The organism is Pseudomonas sp. Q11, assembly GCF_024494355.1.
Classification (GTDB): domain Bacteria; phylum Pseudomonadota; class Gammaproteobacteria; order Pseudomonadales; family Pseudomonadaceae; genus Aquipseudomonas; species Aquipseudomonas hefeiensis.
In genome coordinates this window covers 40,821-58,252 of the sequence record NZ_JAKNQY010000025.1, presented here as the reverse complement: position 1 = coordinate 58,252, position 17,432 = coordinate 40,821, and the positions used below count along the sequence as shown (strand labels likewise).

10 protein-coding genes (1 of these 10 only partly in view) are annotated in these 17,432 nt (G+C 61.4%); 6 read left to right on the top strand and 4 right to left on the bottom strand.

All coding sequences use genetic code 11. From position 1 onward, the window contains the following. Positions 1-381: 381 nt before the first annotated feature. Positions 382-735 (top strand): DUF6124 family protein, encoded by a 354-nt coding sequence (locus MA884_RS22200; RefSeq protein WP_256232526.1) that lies wholly within the window; start codon positions 382-384, stop codon positions 733-735. A gap of 156 nt (positions 736-891) precedes the next feature. Here the strand turns inward: MA884_RS22200 and MA884_RS22195 are convergent, their stop codons facing one another. After that, positions 892-2,508, bottom strand: coding sequence for a PvdJ/PvdD/PvdP-like protein (locus MA884_RS22195; RefSeq protein WP_256232525.1), 1,617 nt, complete (start codon positions 2,506-2,508; stop codon positions 892-894). 411 nt (positions 2,509-2,919) lie between these two features. Here MA884_RS22195 and pvdM point away from each other — a divergent pair, with 411 nt between their 5' ends. From pvdM to MA884_RS22180, 3 genes are read left to right on the top strand one after another with little or no spacing between them, the layout of a single operon-like run. Further along, positions 2,920-4,287, top strand: a complete 1,368-nt coding sequence (gene pvdM / locus MA884_RS22190; RefSeq protein WP_256232524.1) for a pyoverdine-tailoring dipeptidase-like protein PvdM — start codon at positions 2,920-2,922, stop codon at positions 4,285-4,287. Beyond that, positions 4,284-5,564 carry an aminotransferase class V-fold PLP-dependent enzyme gene (locus MA884_RS22185; protein WP_256232523.1) on the top strand — a complete coding sequence of 427 codons (1,281 nt, stop codon included), beginning with the start codon at positions 4,284-4,286 and terminating at the stop codon, positions 5,562-5,564. The genes pvdM and MA884_RS22185 overlap by 4 nt, the downstream gene beginning before the upstream one ends. Positions 5,565-5,588: 24 nt before the next feature. Then, the gene (locus MA884_RS22180) at positions 5,589-6,464 is read left to right on the top strand and encodes a formylglycine-generating enzyme family protein (RefSeq protein ID WP_256232522.1); all 876 of its coding nucleotides are present in this window, start codon (positions 5,589-5,591) and stop codon (positions 6,462-6,464) included. 449 nt (positions 6,465-6,913) lie between these two features. Here MA884_RS22180 and MA884_RS22175 read toward each other — a convergent pair whose 3' ends face one another. Then, positions 6,914-9,382, bottom strand: coding sequence for a TonB-dependent receptor (locus tag MA884_RS22175; protein ID WP_256232521.1), 2,469 nt, complete (start codon positions 9,380-9,382; stop codon positions 6,914-6,916). A gap of 552 nt (positions 9,383-9,934) precedes the next feature. On the opposite strand from MA884_RS22175, the gene MA884_RS22170 reads away from it, so the two are divergent. Then, on the top strand, positions 9,935-11,584 hold the full coding sequence (locus tag MA884_RS22170; RefSeq protein WP_256232520.1) for a cyclic peptide export ABC transporter: 1,650 nt from the start codon (positions 9,935-9,937) through the stop codon (positions 11,582-11,584). A 114-nt stretch (positions 11,585-11,698) separates the two neighbouring features. Then, positions 11,699-14,158 (top strand): TonB-dependent siderophore receptor, encoded by a 2,460-nt coding sequence (locus tag MA884_RS22165; RefSeq protein WP_256232519.1) that lies wholly within the window; start codon positions 11,699-11,701, stop codon positions 14,156-14,158. A gap of 510 nt (positions 14,159-14,668) precedes the next feature. Here the strand turns inward: MA884_RS22165 and MA884_RS22160 are convergent. Then, positions 14,669-15,619: an alpha/beta hydrolase gene (locus MA884_RS22160; RefSeq protein ID WP_256232518.1), complete on the bottom strand. Its 951-nt coding sequence runs from the start codon at positions 15,617-15,619 to the stop codon at positions 14,669-14,671. A gap of 50 nt (positions 15,620-15,669) precedes the next feature. Continuing rightward, on the bottom strand, positions 15,670-17,432 hold the final stretch of the coding sequence (locus MA884_RS22155) for a non-ribosomal peptide synthase/polyketide synthase (RefSeq protein ID WP_256232517.1). Its footprint extends 13,252 nt past the window's final position; the window shows 1,763 of its 15,015 coding nt (coding positions 13,253-15,015); its start codon lies off the right edge, out of view; the stop codon is at positions 15,670-15,672.

Below are 17,432 nucleotides of genomic sequence, written 5' to 3'. Positions count from 1 at the left end.
ATCAATCTTCTAGCCATAAACGGTGTTCGGCTGTGGTTCGTTTATCCGGCCATGTAGGACGTTCGAGCTAGGCTACGTTGCCTTGCGTCATTGCCTACAACTGCGCCAGAATCCGCCGGCTTGTGCGCTTGGCTCATGACTTTTACTGTTCCCTGGTCGCTGATTTCAGCGATCGGGTTTGGTAGCCCGCGAGTCAACTAGGCGCAAGCGCCACCTCCTACAGATGCTGTCTCGGCGTCTGTTTCATGGTGGCCGTGCGCAGGGCGTCTTCGGGCGCGCCGGGTTCCTAGTGCTCCGGTCTACCAACCCGCGTACGGCCGCCACCCAATCGTTTGGTAGCGAGGGTGTCGGCTCCTGAAAATGAATACTAGGAGTTGCACCATGTTCAAGATCACCCCCATTCCCCCCGAAGACGATGCCAAAAAACTCAACGAAGCCGCCGACCGCGCCCTCTCCTACTACCTCGACCCCAAGCCTGAAAAACCCACTCCACCACCGGGCCAGTTGTTCACCGTTGCAGAGAGTGCGGACCTGGAATGCCTGCTGGCCAACCTCAGCGAAACCCTCGCTTCGGCCAATATCATGGCCAACGAACTGGCCTTTGATCTGGACGGCGCGCGCCGGAGTTTTGCCCTGGGAATCCAGCAGATGGTCGAGCTGAGTGAGCTGCTGGCGAACCGTGCGCTGGACATCGCTGTGCCGCGCCAAGTGTTCCCCTCCCTTCAAGCCAAGTGACAAATGATGGAGAGGGAAACTTATCCCCTGTGGGAGCAAGGCTTGCCCGCGATACAGACGACACGGTTTCAGGGACCGAGGTGCCTTCATCGCGGGCAAGCCTTGCTCCCACAAATAAAACTCTCGCCACAATGGTGCCCATCCAGGCAGGAAGAGTTAAACCGGCTTGGATTTAAGATTTCGCGCATACCACGGCCGTTGCGGCACGCGGCGAAACAGCTCGGAGAGTTTTTTGTCATCGCTGCCGAAGGTGATGCGCAGCGCCAGCTTCATGGTTTCCGGGTCCATCTCCACCGAGCGTCCGGCCTGTAGCCCCGGTGTGGTGCTGCAGCCGTGGGTAACCGGGCCCAGCCAGGGGTCGGCGATTTCTACCCAGCGGCCGGGGGCGAACCAGGGCACGCCGTTGACTTCCAGGCGGCCCACTTCTCCCGGATGGAAACGTTCGTGGGCCCGGAACCAGTCTTCGAGGCGGTCGTCGATCCAGCCGTGGAAGGCCCAGAACACCGGGTTCACATGGGAGGAAAACGGGTCGCCCAAAAAGTCATTTTCCGGTTCGTACCAGCGCTTGGCGAAATCGGCCGGGTCGCGGGCGAAGGGCACCGGGTGGCCGTTGGAAGGATCGCGAGGCACCGAAGCCCAGCGCATGTGCAGCCAGTCATGCAGGCCCAGTTCCACTTCCGAACCAAACTGGCCGAGGGTCAGTTTCGACAGGTAGCGCGGGTCGCGGTAGCGCGACTCCCAGACCTGGAAGTTGCTGTGATAGGTCTCGGCAGTCTTGATGTCACTCACCCATTGGGCGTACTGCTCGTCGCCGCTGGCCAGCCAGGTGGGCGGCAACGCCGTGCCATCGTGGTTATCGAAATACCGGGCAAAGCCCAGGCGATCACGCTCCAGCTCCGGTTGCGGCAACGGGAAGCGCGGCCACGACGGCAGCGGCTGGAACGAACGGGCCGTGCCGAGCATGTGCCGGTGCATGAAAAAGAAGTCCACGCCCGAGCCGTTGCGATCCTTGCGCTTGCCGCGAGCGTCACGTTCATGGTCCCGCGGGCCAGGCTGCCAGCCGATGCCACGCAGGGCGTTGCGCTTGTCTTCGTCCAGGCTGTGCCATTTGTCCCGCGAGGCGTGCCAGAGCTGATGGAACAGCCGATGCTCCGGCGACACCAGCCAGGCCAACAACGGCGGGATCAGCGGTGTGCGTTCCCGGGCTTCGGGGAACGGCAGCTTGCGGGCGATGAACTGATGGTCGAGTTCCGGCAGCGCCAGCGGGCGATCCAGGCGCAACACGCGACCGCTGAGGGTCGCGGTGCCGGCATTGCCGAAGCCGGCCCAGACCTCGTCCAGGGTCATGATGAATTCGTAGTCCGGTGCCCCATGCAAGACACCGATCAGTCGCCAGCTCAGTTGCCTCGGGTCGGTGCCGGCCAAATCCCCCAACACCCGATAACGAGGTTCATCCCCCGCACGCAGGCGTTCGGCGGTATCGAGGAAACCCACCAGGCCACGGCCCTTGTGGCCGATGTCGAGGAACACTTGCAGATCGTCCTGGGGCAAGCCATCGAGACCGGCATCGCGCCCGGTGAAACGAATGGTCCAGATCCCCCGCAGCGTATCCGCCCGGCGCTGCCCCTCCACATCCGCCACATCGAACGAGGCCTCGCCGGGGGTGACGGTGGGGTCCGGCCGGGTCAGTTCGCGATGCCCGTAATACACCGCAGGCACGGCGGCACCGGTCAGCGCCAGGCCCGCCAAGAACCATCGTCGAGAAATCGTCATTGCCTTACCTGTGTTCGGCCCTGGGGTGGGCGTTATCCAAGCTAGAACGATGGGGGGGCTGACAAATTTATAGGCGCTGTGAGGGCCTCATCGCGAGCAGGCTCGCTCCCACAATGGTTCCGGGTACATTCGGCAGAGACGGGTCAACTGCACGGTCGCCTTCGCGAGCAAGCCCGCTCCCACATTGGAACTGGGTACATTCGTTAGAGCCTGGTCGGCTGCACGGTCGCCTCGCGAGCAAGCTTTGCTCCCACAGTGCAATTCAACACAGTCACCGCAATTCAACACGGTCACCTGTGGGAGCAAAGCTTGCTCGCGATGGGGCCATCAGGCTCAGCTAAATTTCCCCGCCGATCACTCGTTCTCCCCAGATAGCAAAGCCCCCCGCAGCGAACCTGACTGAGATCGGCAATGACAACACCACGTTCGAAAAAAGCTCTTTTCATCGGCGTGCCCCTGGCCCTTGCACTGGTGGTCGGTGGCGGCCTCGCGGCCTGGGACCATTGGTGGCGAGACAACCCCGGCTACCCGGTCAAGGTAATGAAAGAAGCCAGGGAGTTGCACGAACGCCTGCTGTCCTTCGACAGCCATATCAGCGTGCCGCTGGATTTCGGCACCGCCGGCAACGAAGCGGACAAGGACGGTAGCGGCCAGTTCGACCTGGTGAAAGCCAATCGCGGACACCTGTCCGGCGCGGCGCTGACGATCTTCGGCTGGCCGGAGCTGTGGAACGGCCCCAACGCGCCGCACAAACCCACCGCCGGCTTCGTCGAGGAAGCGCGCAACCAGCAGGAAGTGCGCTTCAAGATCATCACCGGCATGGTCCGCGACTTTCCCAACCAGGTGGCCATCGCCTATACCCCGGATGATATGCGTCGCCTGCATGGCGAAGGCAAGTTCGCGATTTTCATCAGCATGCTCAACGCCTATCCCCTGGGCCATGACCTGAGCCTGCTGGACCTGTGGACGGCGCGCGGCATGCGTATGTTCGGCTTCAGTTACATCGGCAACAACGACTGGGCCGACTCCTCCCGCCCACTGCCGTTCTTCAACGACTCACCCGATGCCCTCGGCGGCCTGTCGGAGATTGGCAAGCAAGCGGTGACGCGCCTGAACGACCTGGGCGTGATCATCGACGTGTCGCAGATGTCGACCCAGGCCCTGGAGCAAGTTGCGCAACTGAGCCGCACGCCCTTGGTGGCCTCGCATTCCGCGCCTCGGGCGATGGTGGATATCCCGCGCAACCTCAGCGACAAGGAAATGCAGCTGATCAAGGCCAGTGGCGGCGTGGTGCAGATCGTCGGTTTCTCCCAATACCTGCGCCCGCTGACGCAAAAGACCCAGGACAAACTCAACGACCTGCGCCAACGTTTCGACCTGCCACCGTTGCCCAACCTGGCCATGGCGCTGATGCCGGGCGATCCGATCATCGCCGCGTGGCCGGAACAGAAATTCGGTGAATACGCCGGCCAGCTCTACGGCATTCTGGAGGAGGAACCCAAGGCCAGCCTCAAGGACCTGGGCGACGCCATCGATTACACCGTGCGCAAGATCGGCATCGACCATGTCGGCATCAGCTCGGACTTCAACGAAGGCGGCGGCGTCAAGGGCTGGGAAGACGTGGGCGATATCCGCAACGTCACCGCCGAGTTGCTGACCCGCGGCTATTCCGAAGCCGACATTGCCAAGCTATGGGGCGGTAACTTCTTGCGAGTCTGGGAGCAGGTCCAGAAGTCGGCCCGACCGGTGGCATCGAACCACAAGGCCGCCCAGCCATGAATGAGCGCCGTACCTTTCTCAAGCAAGCCGGGATCCTCGCCGCCGGCCTGCCGCTGGCCACCCATCTTCCCGCCCCGGCCATTGCCGATCCCCTGCCGCCATTGCCCCGGGACAAATGGGCGCAGTTGCGCTCGCTGTTCAATCAGGATCCGGACTACCTGCACTTCTCCAATTTCCTGATTACCACCCACCCTCGCCCGGTGCATGACGCCATTGAAAAACACCGGGCCGCCCTGGATAAAAACCCCGGCCTGCTGATGGACTGGGACCTGGGCGTCACTGAAAAGCGCGAGGAAAACGTGCGCCTCTGGGCCGGCCGCTACCTGCAAGCAAACCCTGCGCAGATCGCCCTCACCGGCAGCACCACCGAAGGCCTGGCGATGATCTACGGCGGCGTCCATGTGCGGGCCGACCAGGAAATTCTCACCACCGCCCACGAACATTACGCCACCCATACCATCCTTGATTTGCGCAGCCAACGGGACGGCACCCGGGTGCGCAAGATCAAACTGTTCGAGAACGCCCACAACGCCAGCCACGAGGAAATCCTGAGCGCCATTGACCGCAACATCCGCCCGCAAACCCGCGTACTGGGCATGACCTGGGTGCATTCGGGCAGCGGCGTGAAGCTGCCGATCGACAAGATCGGCGCGCTGGTGGACAAGCACAACCAGGGCCGCAGCGATGAGCAGCGCATCGTCTACGTGGTAGACGGCGTGCACGGCTTCGGTGTTGAAGACCTGAGCTTCCCGGCGATGAATTGCGACTTTTTCATCGCCGGCACCCACAAATGGATGTTCGGCCCGCGGGGCACCGGCCTGGTGTGCAGCCGCAGTGAAGAGCTCAAGTACGTCACGCCGATCATCCCGACCTTCTCCGAAGCCACGGCGTTTTCCACCACCATGACGCCCGGCGGCTACCACGCCTTCGAACATCGCTGGGCGGCAGACGAAGCGTTCAAGCTGCACTTGCAACTGGGTAAGGCCGAGGTGCAGGCGCGCATTCACGCGCTCAATACCTACCTGAAAAAACAGCTGCTGGCGCTGCCGCAAATCGAGCTGGTCACGCCCATTAGTCCGGACGTGTCGGCCGGTTTCACCTTCTTCCGGGTCAAGGGTCGCAAGAGCGATGAGATCGCCGCCTACCTGATGCAAAACCGGGTGATCGCCGACGCCGTGCATCGCGATGCCGGGCCTGTCATTCGAACCGCGCCGAGCCTGCTCAACACCGAAGCCGAGATCGATCGCTTCATGGGCTTGCTGGGCAAGACACTCTGAACCTGACTTTATCGAGAGAGATGGATGAACAGTTTTCCGTTGAAGCTATTCCCGACACTGGCCCTCGCCGCCCTGCTGCCCTCTGGCGCCCAGGCGTCGCAACCGGGCCAGGTCTTTCGCGACTGCAAGGACTGCCCGGAAATGGTCGTGCTGCCCACAGGCACCTTTCAGATGGGCACCCCGGAAGATGAAGTGGGACGCGAGCCCGACGAAGGTCCGATGCACCCGGTGACCTTCGCCAAACCGCTGGCGATCAGCCGCTTCCAGGTCTTGAAGGGCGAATGGTTCGCCTACCTGCGCGACACCGGGTACTCGATGCCCGACGGCGATAAACGTCCCGGTCGCGCGTGCAAGGCCGGCATCCCGGACTACCAGGGCAGTGACCCGCGCAAGCAATACACCGACCGGCATCCAGCGGTGTGCATGAATTTCGAAGAGGCCAACGCTTACGTGGCCTGGTTGTCGAAAAAAACCGGCAAGCCATACCGCCTGGTCAGCGAGTCTTTGCGCGAGTACGCCGCACGCGGCGGCACCAACGGGCCGTTCCCCTTCCCGTTCGACGAGGGCAAGGAATACAGCATCGCCCAACACGCCAACACCTATGGCGCGGCCGACGGCTACAACTTCACCGCCCCGGCCGGCAGCTTCGCGCCCAACGCCTTCGGCGTGTACGACATGCACGGTAACGTCTACGAGTGGACGGCCGATTGCTATAACGAAAACTACGTCGGCGCCCCGAGTGACGGCAGCGCCTGGCTGACCGGCAAATGCGAGTTCAAGCGTATCCGCGGCAACGACTGGGGCGAGGCACCGGTGTTCTCCCGCTCCGGCAACCGCAACGCGCTGGTGCCGGGCAATCGCGGTGACTGGATTGGTTTTCGGGTGGCGCGGGATATGTAGGCGCCCCTGTGGGAGCAAGGCTTGCTCGCGATGAGGCCGGCACATCCACCATCTTCAACGACTTTAACCCCGCCTTCGCGAGCAGGCTCGCTCCCACATTGGATCTTCAGCAGACACAATATCCGTGTGCACCCGGAATCCTTCTGTGGGAGCAAAGCTTGCTCGCGATGACGCAGGCACATCCAACCTCCTCGCAAACTGACCCGCCGCTTTCGCGAGCAAGCCCGCTCCCACAATTGGATTGAGTCCCCCCGCAAGAACAGGTCGGCTATAAGGCCGCCTCGCGTCGGACGTTAATCTCGGCGCCCCGTTAACCACGCTGGCCGAACGCAGGCATTGCGCAGTGGGAACCTTGGCAAAGAAAACGGTGCTTTCCCGTCTCGAAAAGCGCCGTTTCCTTAAGTGAACAGCATTACCCACAAAGCAGGTCTATTTCACTCTCGCGAGGATCAGAACTGCGGTTTGTACGTCACGCTGAACATCAGGTTGCGTGGATCACCGAAGTTGTTGTTGCCATTGATCTGGTTGTAGGCGGACGTAATGTACGTCTTGTCGAACAGGTTGTTGGCGTTGACCGCCAAGGCGATTTCCGGCGTCAGTTGGTAGCCGACGCGGGCGTTCCATACGGTGTAACCCGGGACTTCACGATCGTAGTCGTAAACCATCGTGTGGCTCTGGGTGGTGAAGCCCAAGCCGGTGCTGACACGGCTCCAGTCGCCGGTGAACTGGTAGTTGCCCCACACGCGCAGCATGTGTTTCGGCGTCCAGGTGCTGAAAATACTCCCTTCATTGTCCGGGTCCTCCAGGTACTTGGTGGTGTTGTAGGTGTAACCCGCGAACAGCTGCAGGTTGTCTATCACTTCACCACTGATTTCGGCGTCGATACCCTGGCTGCGCACTTTGCCCGAGGCTACCGAGCAACCCGAGCCGCCACACCCCGAACCACCGTCGTTGATGGCACGGTTCTCATGGTCGTAGCGGAAGATTGCCAGGGAGGTATTGACCCGACCGTCCATCAATTCGCCTTTGAGGCCGACTTCGTAGTTGGTGCCGACTATCGGCTTGAGCACCGAACCGTTGGCATCGCGATTGGTCTGCGGCTGGAACACGTCGGTATAACTGGCATACACGGCCCATTCGCGGCTCAGGTCATAGATGATGCCCGCGTAGGGCGTGACCACTCCGGTTTCAGTTCCGGTGCTTGGCGCGTTGCCTGTGATACCGGCTGAGTTTTCGGTTTTCGACTTGTAGCTGTAGTCATACCAGCTGACCCGGGAACCCAGCACCAGCGTCAGATCGTCCACCGGCTTGACGCGCCAGGTACCGTACACGCCCTTCTGGCGGATATCGTATTTGCTGAGGGTGCCTTGGCCGCCCGCGGCGATCAAACTGTCGTAGCTGATGTCCGGACGGTCATTGTCAATGTCGAAGATGGAGTCGCTGGTGTTGTTGAATGTACGGGCGTAGCGGTCATCGGTTTCCAGCTGGGAATAGTTGCCGCCCAGCATGACTTCCTGCTCCATCGACAAGGCTTCGAACTTGCCGGTCAGGTTCATGTCGAGACCGACCTTCGTGGACTGGAAATCGGTCAGGAAGTCGGCATATTGCACGCCGCTGCCATCAGGCAGGAGACCACCACCCCTTTGGACGCGCTGGTTTTTCGCCTGGTTGTCTTCGCTCATGTGCACCGCGCCGACCTTGAACGCCCAGTCCTCATTGAAGCGGTGCTCCAGATCGGCGTAGAGGGTGGTGACGTCGATTTCGGAGCGGTTCCAGCGCGCCCCCGTGTAGGTCGAGCGCGACACGTCCGGCATCCTGCCATCGGCGTAGCGTGGCAGGCCGCGAATGTTGCCCCGCGATTCGCCGTTGGATTGGCTGACCGCGAAACCCAGGGTGGTGTCTTCGCTCAGGTCGACGTCCAGCGCGCCGTATAGCGAATGGGTCTTGCTCCACGCATGGTCGACGAATGAATTGCTCTGGTCTTCGTCGACGACGATGCGACCGCGGATGTTGCCGGCCTGGTTCAGCGGGCCGCCGGCGTCCAGTTGCAGACCGTAGTGATCCCAGGAGCCGGCCTTGCCGGTCAGGGTCACGGTCGGTGCGTTCTGGCCACGCTTGCGCACTAAGTTGACGGCACCACCGGGGCTGCCCGTGCCTTGCAGCAGGCCGGAGGCGCCGCGCATGATTTCCAGGCGATCGAAGAAGATCAGGTCCTGAGTCGCCCAGTTGCCCAGCGAATAGGTGTTACGCGGGATCGGCACACCGTCGTACTGCCAGTCGTCGATCTGGAACCCGCGTGACGACAGGATCATGCCTTGGCCAACGCCCTGCAGGCCGACGATGCCGGTAGTCTGGTTGACGGCGTCCTTGAGGTTGACCAGGTTCTGGTCATCCATCTGCTTGCGTGTCATTACGGTGACCGACTGAGGAATTTCCTTGATGGTATGGGTGCCCTTGCCGATGGTCACGGCGTTACTGGTGTATGACTTGCTGCCTTCGGTCGTCGCCGCCAGCTCCTGTGCTTTGACGGTGGTCGCGCCCAGCTCAAGGGACCCAGTGGCAGAACCGCGCAGCAGCATCAGGGTATTGCCCTCAATGCTGTAGCGCACGCCGGTGCCCTTGAGCAATTCGGTGAGGGCCGCCTGCGGGCTCATCTTGCCGCTGACACGGTTGCTTTTCAGCCCGGCCATATCGCCAGCGTTGTAGATCACTTGTTGGTTGGTCTGCTGACCGAACGCTTGCAGTGCCTGGGGCAGCGATTGCGCAGGAATGTCGATGCTGACGTCTTCAGCCATCACCTGAGCGCTGAGTGGCAGCAGGCAGACCAGCCCCAGACCGGTCAACACCCGGCGCGAACGCAGGCCGCGGGACATGACGAGTGCCTTGAACAGAGGTTTCAACTCATGAATGGATGACATCGTGCTCTCTATTATTGGTAGAAGTAAAAGTCCATGGGGCCGAAGGGCCCGCCGCTCGCCAGCACGAGAGAACCCGCACGGTCGATTGCCCCTGGGTAATGTGTCAGTGCGGGGCCGACCGGCCCCTCCCCGGGCACGGTCATCCGGCTGGACGACGGCGAAATCTTTGCTGAACAAACCCGGTGCCTGAGCGTCCTGCCCGACCCGATTTGTCCACATACCTAAGTAAGACGCAGCACCTGCCAAAACCGGAATGATTTTACTTATCATTCGTGAAGAGGATTCAAAAAAGACCGGCTTTGTTGGGCGCCGGCCTTTTTAATCCTGGATTCCATGAACACAGCCAATACCAGGGCTGCGAACACAACTGTGGCGAGGGAGCTTGCTCCCTCGCCACAGGTATTTTGCTCATCCGGAGCATCGCTAAATTCCCCTCCCATCCAATCGTTCTACAGGTGGGCGGGCCCCAAACCGGCGTGCCGCCGTCCTCCAGCCCATGCGGTGAATGCCCCGCGATGGCCTTCGCTCTTTTCATCTAGCAGGGAAACCTCCATGAGCCAACCAAAACGCGGGGTGATCAATGAATTGTTCACCCTGCTCAAACCCTTCCGGCTGATTGTCATCGGCGCCATCCTGCTGGGCATGGTCGGAGGCCTGAGCGTGACCGTGCTGCTGGCGACCATCAACCAAGTGCTGCACGCCGAAGGCGGGCTGAGCCACACCGTGGTGGGCGTGTTCGCCGGGTTATGCCTGCTGGCCCTGGTCAGCTCCATCTGTTCCGACATCGGCACCAACTACGTCGGCCAGAAGATCATCGCCAAGCTGCGCAAGGAGCTGGGCGAAAAAGTCCTCTCGGCCCCTATCGAGCAGATCGAACGCTACCGCAGCCATCGCCTGATCCCGGTACTGACCCACGACGTCGACACCATCAGCGACTTCGCCTTCGCCTTTGCCCCGCTGGCCATTTCTTTCACGGTCACCCTTGGCTGCATGGGGTATCTGGCAATGCTGTCGTGGCCGATGTTTCTGATGATGGTCGTGGCGATTGTGATCGGCACCGTGGTCCAGTACATCGCGCGGGGCCGCGGGATCAAAGGGTTCATGCAGGCCCGCGACGCCGAAGACGAGCTGCAAAAGCACTACAACGCCATCGCCGCAGGTGCCAAGGAGCTGCGCATCCATCGCCCGCGCCGGCATCGCATGTTCGTCTCGGGCATCGAGCACACCGCCGACAAAATCTGCGACACACAGATCCGCTCGGTAAATACCTTTGTGATCGCCAAGACCTTTGGCTCGATGTTGTTTTTCGTGGTGATCGGCCTGGCCCTGGCCCTGCAATCGCTGTGGCCGAGCGCCGATAAAGCAGTGATGAGCGGCTTCGTGCTGGTGCTGCTGTACATGAAGGGGCCGCTGGAACATCTGATCGGCACGCTGCCGATTGTCAGCCGCGCGCAGATTGCCTTCCGACGCATTGCCGAACTGTCGGAACAGTTTTCCTCCCCCGAACCGCATTTGTTGCTCAGCGACCAGGGCAACGGAACAACGCCAGTGCAGAGCCTTGAACTGAGCAATGTGTCCTACAGTTTCCCGGCGGTGGAAGGCGCCACGCCGTTCCGCCTGGGGCCGGTGAACCTGAAGATCGACCAGGGTGACATTGTGTTCATCGTCGGTGAAAACGGCTGCGGCAAAACCACCCTGATCAAGCTGCTGTTGGGCCTGTACGCGCCGCAGCAGGGCGAAATCCGCCTCAACGACCACGTGGTGACGGCCGTGACCCGCGACGACTATCGCCAGTTGTTCACTACGATTTTTGCCGATTACTACCTGTTCGACGACATCGTGCAGGGCGACACCCATATCCCGGACGACGCCAATAAATACCTGCAACGCCTGGAGATCGCCCACAAGGTCAGCGTGCGCGACGGCGCCTTCACCACCACCGACCTGTCCACCGGCCAGCGCAAGCGCCTGGCGCTGGTCAATGCGTGGCTGGAAGAACGCCCTGTGCTGGTGTTCGACGAATGGGCCGCCGACCAGGACCCGACCTTCCGGCGGATTTTCTACACCGAGCTGCTGCCGGACCTCAAGCGCCTGGGCAAGACCATCATCGTGATTTCTCATGATGACCGGTATTTCGATGTGGCGGATCAGTTGGTGCGGATGGAGGCCGGGGAGGTGATCACCGAGCTCCAACCTGCCTGATTGAGAAAAATTCGTAAAAAACACCGTTGAGCTTTTCTGGTTTTGGAAAAGCTCAACGTCTTACTTACAGCTAATGGAAATAGTTCTCATCACCACTTAAAGAGTAGAAGAACAATGCCCGCACCGCACGGACTTAACCCTCTCGCCAAGGCTCTGCTAATCCGCCGCTCATTTCGACCAAACCTTTCGACCCTCTGCGCGATGGCGCTCACCTTGCCGATGATCGGCCATGCCCACGCACAAGTCGTGGCGATCAACATTCCTGCTCAGGCGCTGGGGAGCGCCTTGCAGGAATTCGGTCGCCAGACCAACCTGCAAGTGCTTTACAGCCCGAACGATGTCAGCGGCGTGCGCAGCACGGCTGTGAGCGGCGACCTGGAACCGGCGGCGGCCATGGCCCAGTTGCTTCAAGGCACCCACATCACCTATAGCGTCCAAGGCAACAGCGTGACGTTGCAGAGCCGCAGCAACGGTGCCGGCCTGGATCTGGCGCCAATCAATATTTCAGGGACCCAGGAGTCGGCGTGGGGGGCGGTCGATGGGATCGTCGCGAAAAGAACCGGTACGGGCAGCAAAACCGATACACCGCTCAATGAAATACCGCAAACCGTAAACGTCATCACCCAGGACGAAGTCAAGCTGCGCGGCTCGCAAAGCGTGACCGAAGCCCTGCGTTACACCGCCGGCATGACCGGTGGTGGCTTCTCCGACCGCGTGACGATCTTCGACGAACCGACCTCCCGTGGCTTCATCCCCACACCGCTGTACCTCGACGGCCTGCACCTGCCCTACGGCGGTGGCAGCACCGGCGGCGCGCTGCAAATCGACCCGTACACCCTGGAGCGCATCGAAGTGCTCAAGGGCCCGGCCTCGGTGCTTTACGGCCAGAACCAGCCGGGCGGTATCGTCAATATGGTCAGCAAGCGCCCCACCGCCATGCCGTTGCATGAAGTGACCTTGGGCGCCGGCGATAACGACCGCAAGAAGCTCGGCTTTGACCTGGGCGGCCCACTGGATGATCAGGGCGAGTTTCTCTACCGCCTGACCGGCATGGTGGAAGACTCCGGTTCGGAAATCGACTACGTCGAAAGCAACCGTATGCTTTTGGCACCCAGCCTGACCTGGAACCCGAGCGACGCTACCAGCATTACAATCTTCGCCCAGTACCAGAAAGACCACGACACCCCGTCCGCCCAGGGCCTGCCCGCCTCCGGCACTGTGTTGCCAAACCCGAACGGCAAGTACAGCCGCTCGACGTTCTTTGGCGAGCCGGATGTGAACAAGTATAACCGCGAGCAATTTGTCGTCGGCTATGAGGCGTCCCACGAACTCAACGACGTCTGGACCCTCAAGCAGACCGCCCGCTATGCCCAGGTTGATGACCAGTATGTGGATACGCTGCACGGTTATGGTTTCATCGCCAACCCCACCACAGGCGTCAATGACCAGCGCTACATGCGTCGCTACGGTGTGGACTGGTCGCAAACCAACAAGGTCTACAACATCGATTCCACCGCCCAGGCCAAATTCAAGACCGGTGAGCTGGACCACACCGTGCTGCTGGGCGTGGACCACTACCATTTCGAATCCAAGTTCCTCGGACTGTATGACCGCAGCGCCGCGGCCATCGACATGTACAACCCGGTGTATGGTGGGCAGATCAACTTCACCTCGCCCCATCGTTGGGATAACACCATCCGCCAGACCGGCCTCTATGTTCAGGACCAACTCAAATGGGACAAATGGTTCTTTACCGTCGGCGGGCGCTACGACTTCGCCGACACCGATAACAAACAGCCCCTGGCGGGCACCAGCAGCAAAACCCGAGATGAGAAATTCAGCGGCCGGGCCGGTTTCGGCTACCTGTTCGACAACGGTCTCACGCCTTATGTGAGCTACTCCGAATCCTTCATGCCCGTCAGTAACACGAATATCTCCGGGCCCGCGTTTGAACCGACCACCGGCAAGCAATACGAAGCGGGTATCAAGTACGAACCCAAGGACATCGACGGTTTTATCCAACTGTCGGTCTATGACATCGTGCAGGAAAACGTCGTCACTAGCGTTTTGGGAGCCGAATACGGGGTCAGTGAGCAGTCCGGCGAAATGCGCTCCCAGGGCATCGAGCTGGAAGGCAAGATCAACCTCAATGAAAACATCCGGATGATCGGTTCGGTGTCGCGCAACGACATCGAGTACACCAAGGACAACGATGGTCGCCAAGGTCGTCACCCGGCCAGCGCCCCGCCACTGACCGCCTCGGCCTGGATCGACTACACCTTCACCGGCGCCAGCCCCCTGGCCGGTTTCGGCGCAGGCATCGGCGCCCGTTATGTGCGCCAGAGCTACGGCACCGATTATGAAGGTGCGTTCCAGATCCCGTCCTACACGGTGTACGACGCCATGATGTCCTATGACTTCGAGAAATCTCCCCTGCGCATCAAGGGCGTGAGTGTGCGGATGAACATGGAAAACCTCGAAGACAAGAAGTACGTCGCCAGCTGCCGTAGCGACTGGGACTGCTACTACGGCCAGGGCCGCACCCTGACCACGGACCTGACCTATAACTGGTAGAGCTTGCTGCCTGTCACGAGGGGTTTGTAGCAGGCACAGAACAACGGGGAGAGCGGGCTCGCGATGGTGGTTTGCCTGAGCTGGTGATGTTGGATGTGCCGCCGCCATCGCGGGCAAGCCTTGCTCCCACACCGGTTTTTTCAGGGTTAACCAATTCGGTATCCACCGAAAATCCCTTGTGGGAGCGAGCCTGCTCGCGAAAGCGCTGGATCAGCTTGCATCCATGCTGAATATGCCGCCACCATCGCAGGCAAGCCTTGCTCCCACACCGGTTTTTCAGGGTTAACCAATTCGGTATCCACCGCAAATCCCTTGTGGGAGCGGGCTTGCTCGCGAAAGCGGTGGGCAGCTTGCAAGTATGTTGGATGTGCCGCCGCCTTCGCCAGCAAGCCCGCTCCACAGGGAGTTTGTGGCAGGAAAAACCCGTGAAGCGCAGCTGCTTTCAGCAAACAAAAAACGCCGACCTTTCTGTCGACGTTTTTTGTTATGCATCATTCACCAGCGTTCACGTCACCCGGCAAACACCGCCACCAACCGCTGGGCAATATGCTGCTGAGCCTCTTCAGCATCGTCGACAATGGCGCCCATGCGGATGAAGTCATGGGTCATACCTGCGTATACCTTGAGCTCTACCGCCACCCCGGCCTGCTGCAAGCGCTCGGCGTAGGCCATGCCTTCGTCGTGCAACGGATCGCACTCGGCGAGGACCAGCAGCGTCGGCGGCATGTGAGCTGGAATGTCGGCCAACAGCGGCGAGAAGCGCGGGTCATGGCGGTCATCCGCAGCGCGCTGGTAATGCTCATAAAACCAACTCAACGAATCCTTTTCCAGCAGATGCCCTTCGCCATACCGCGCGATGGACGCCGTGCTGCGACTGGCGTCGGTGACCGGGTAAATCAGCACTTGCAACAACGGTGGCGTGTCCAGCGGTTGCGCCGCCAGCACCGTAGCGAGGCTGCCTCCAACGCTGTCGCCAGCCACGGCCAGACGCCGCGCATCAATGCCCAACCGCCCCGACTCGGCCACCAACCATGCCCAGGCGTTCAGGGCATCGTCGGCGGCGGTGGGGAAACGAAACTCCGGCGCCAGTCGATAGGCCACAGACACCACCACACAATCGGCCATGGCTGCCAGATTACGGCACAGCGAATCATGGGAGTCGAGGCTGCCGACCACATAGCCGCCACCATGAAAATACAACAGCGCCGGCCGGGCCAAGCCTGCATCCAGCAAAGCGTTGCTGTACAGGCGAGCCGACAGATGTGCGCCGTCGCGGGTCGGAATTCGCAACGCTTGGACCACTTCCAGCGCCTCGCCGCCGGCATCCATCAACAGCGAGGACTGATCAAACTGTTCACGAGCCTCGGCCGGGCTCATCCGGTGCATGGGCACGCGTTTGCCGCTGGCGCGGCCATTGCCGACCAATTCCAGGAACGCGGCGATATCAGGGTTCAACGACATTAGACACACTCTCCAAGCCGGCCAGGCACCAGGCCCGACCGGCTACAGGTTCAGGAAAAGACTTCTGATTCAACGATCTCGGCAAGGATTTCTTCAGCCCCGGCCAGGAAAGTTTCGTCTCGAGGGATCTGGAAATGCCCACAGTCGAGCTGTTCGCCTTGCACCGATTGCTGCAACTGCGCGGCCAGTTCAAGGGCTTCGGCCTCGCGACCCGGTGTCCACCAGCACGTCGGTTCCACCGCCACGGCCGGGCACCGGTCCAGTTGCAGCGAAAGCTGCTTGAGACGGCGGGCGACGCTGAAGACATGAGCCAACTCATCGACCCCCAAGGCGACGTAGGTCGATGCCACGCCTTCGCCCGCCATCGCCGTCGACAACAGCGCACGCAGGTTCGTCGGTGTCTCCTCGCCCTCGATCGACAGCGCCAGCCTGGCCTCGGGCAACGTCACCCGCACGAAGTCCCGCAGGTCAGCGCGCCAATCATCCACGGCGTGGCGGTTGACCGCGACCGAAGGCACGAAGCTGTCCACCAAACCGACAAACTCGACCCGCTGCCCGTCCCGTTCCAGTTGCGCAGCCATCAGCAAAGCCAGAGTGCCCCCCAAGGACCAACCCAGCAGGTAGTACGGCCCTTGAGGCTGGCGCTGACGAATCTGCGCCACATAGGCGCTGGCCATCGCTGGCAGCGACTCATCGCGCCACGTCGGATCCAGCAGCATGGACGACTGCACCGCCAGCACCTGACGAATGCCGCTCAGGCGCCGGGCCAGGGGTTCGTAGTCGAACACCGTGCCGAAGCCGGCGTGAATGCAGAACAGCGGCGCGGTATTGCGGACCTCTGCGCTCATCGCCAGCAACGTCGACGGCACCGATGCCTCGCCCTGCAGGCCGGCCACCAATTGCGCGATGGTCGGCTTTTGCATCAGGTCGCGTAGTTTCAGACTCAAGCCTTGGGCCTTGAGCGGTCGGCTGCGCGCCACCACTTGCAGGCTGAGGATCGAGTCACCGCCCAGTTCGAAGAAGTGGTCGGTCACACCGATGCGCTCGATTTTCAGCACATCCTGCCAGACCTGCACCAAGGCTTTCTCAAGCTCGGTGCGTGGCGCGACGTAGGCCTGCCGTGATTGATCGGTGCCAGGATCCGGCAGGGCCTTACGGTCGAGTTTGCCGTTGGGGGTCAACGGCATGCGTTCAAGCAACATCAGATGCGCCGGCACCATGTAGTCCGGCAGGCTCGCTTTGAGTTGCTCACGCAAACGTTCGCACAGATTCCTGGCCGACGTCTCGTCGCCGGGCAGCACATAGCCGATCAATTGCTTGCCGCTGGCGCCGTCGCGAGCGACCACCGCTGCGTCGCGCACACCGGGTTGCTGCTTGAGACGGGCTTCGATTTCCCCTGGCTCGATGCGGAAACCGCGGATCTTCACTTGCTGATCGATGCGGCCCAGATAGTCGATGGTGCCGTCCTCACGCTGGCGCACCAGATCGCCCGTGCGGTACAGACGGCCGCCATCAGCACTGAACGGGTCGGCGACAAAACGCTCGGCCGTGTTCCCCGTCCGGCCCAGGTAACCCCGGGCCAACGCGCCGCCCAGGTAGAGCTCACCGGCAACACCGGACGGCAGGCGATTGAGGTCGCTGTCCAGCACGTAGCCGCTGCGCTGGCCCACCAGGCTGCCGATGGGCGCATAGGCCGCACCGCATTCATCCTCGGCACCGGCCTTCCAGATCAGCGGCGTGACAACGGTTTCCGTCGGGCCGTAGCCGTTGATGATGTAGCGAGGCTTGAGCGCGCGCCTGGCCAGTTCGAAAC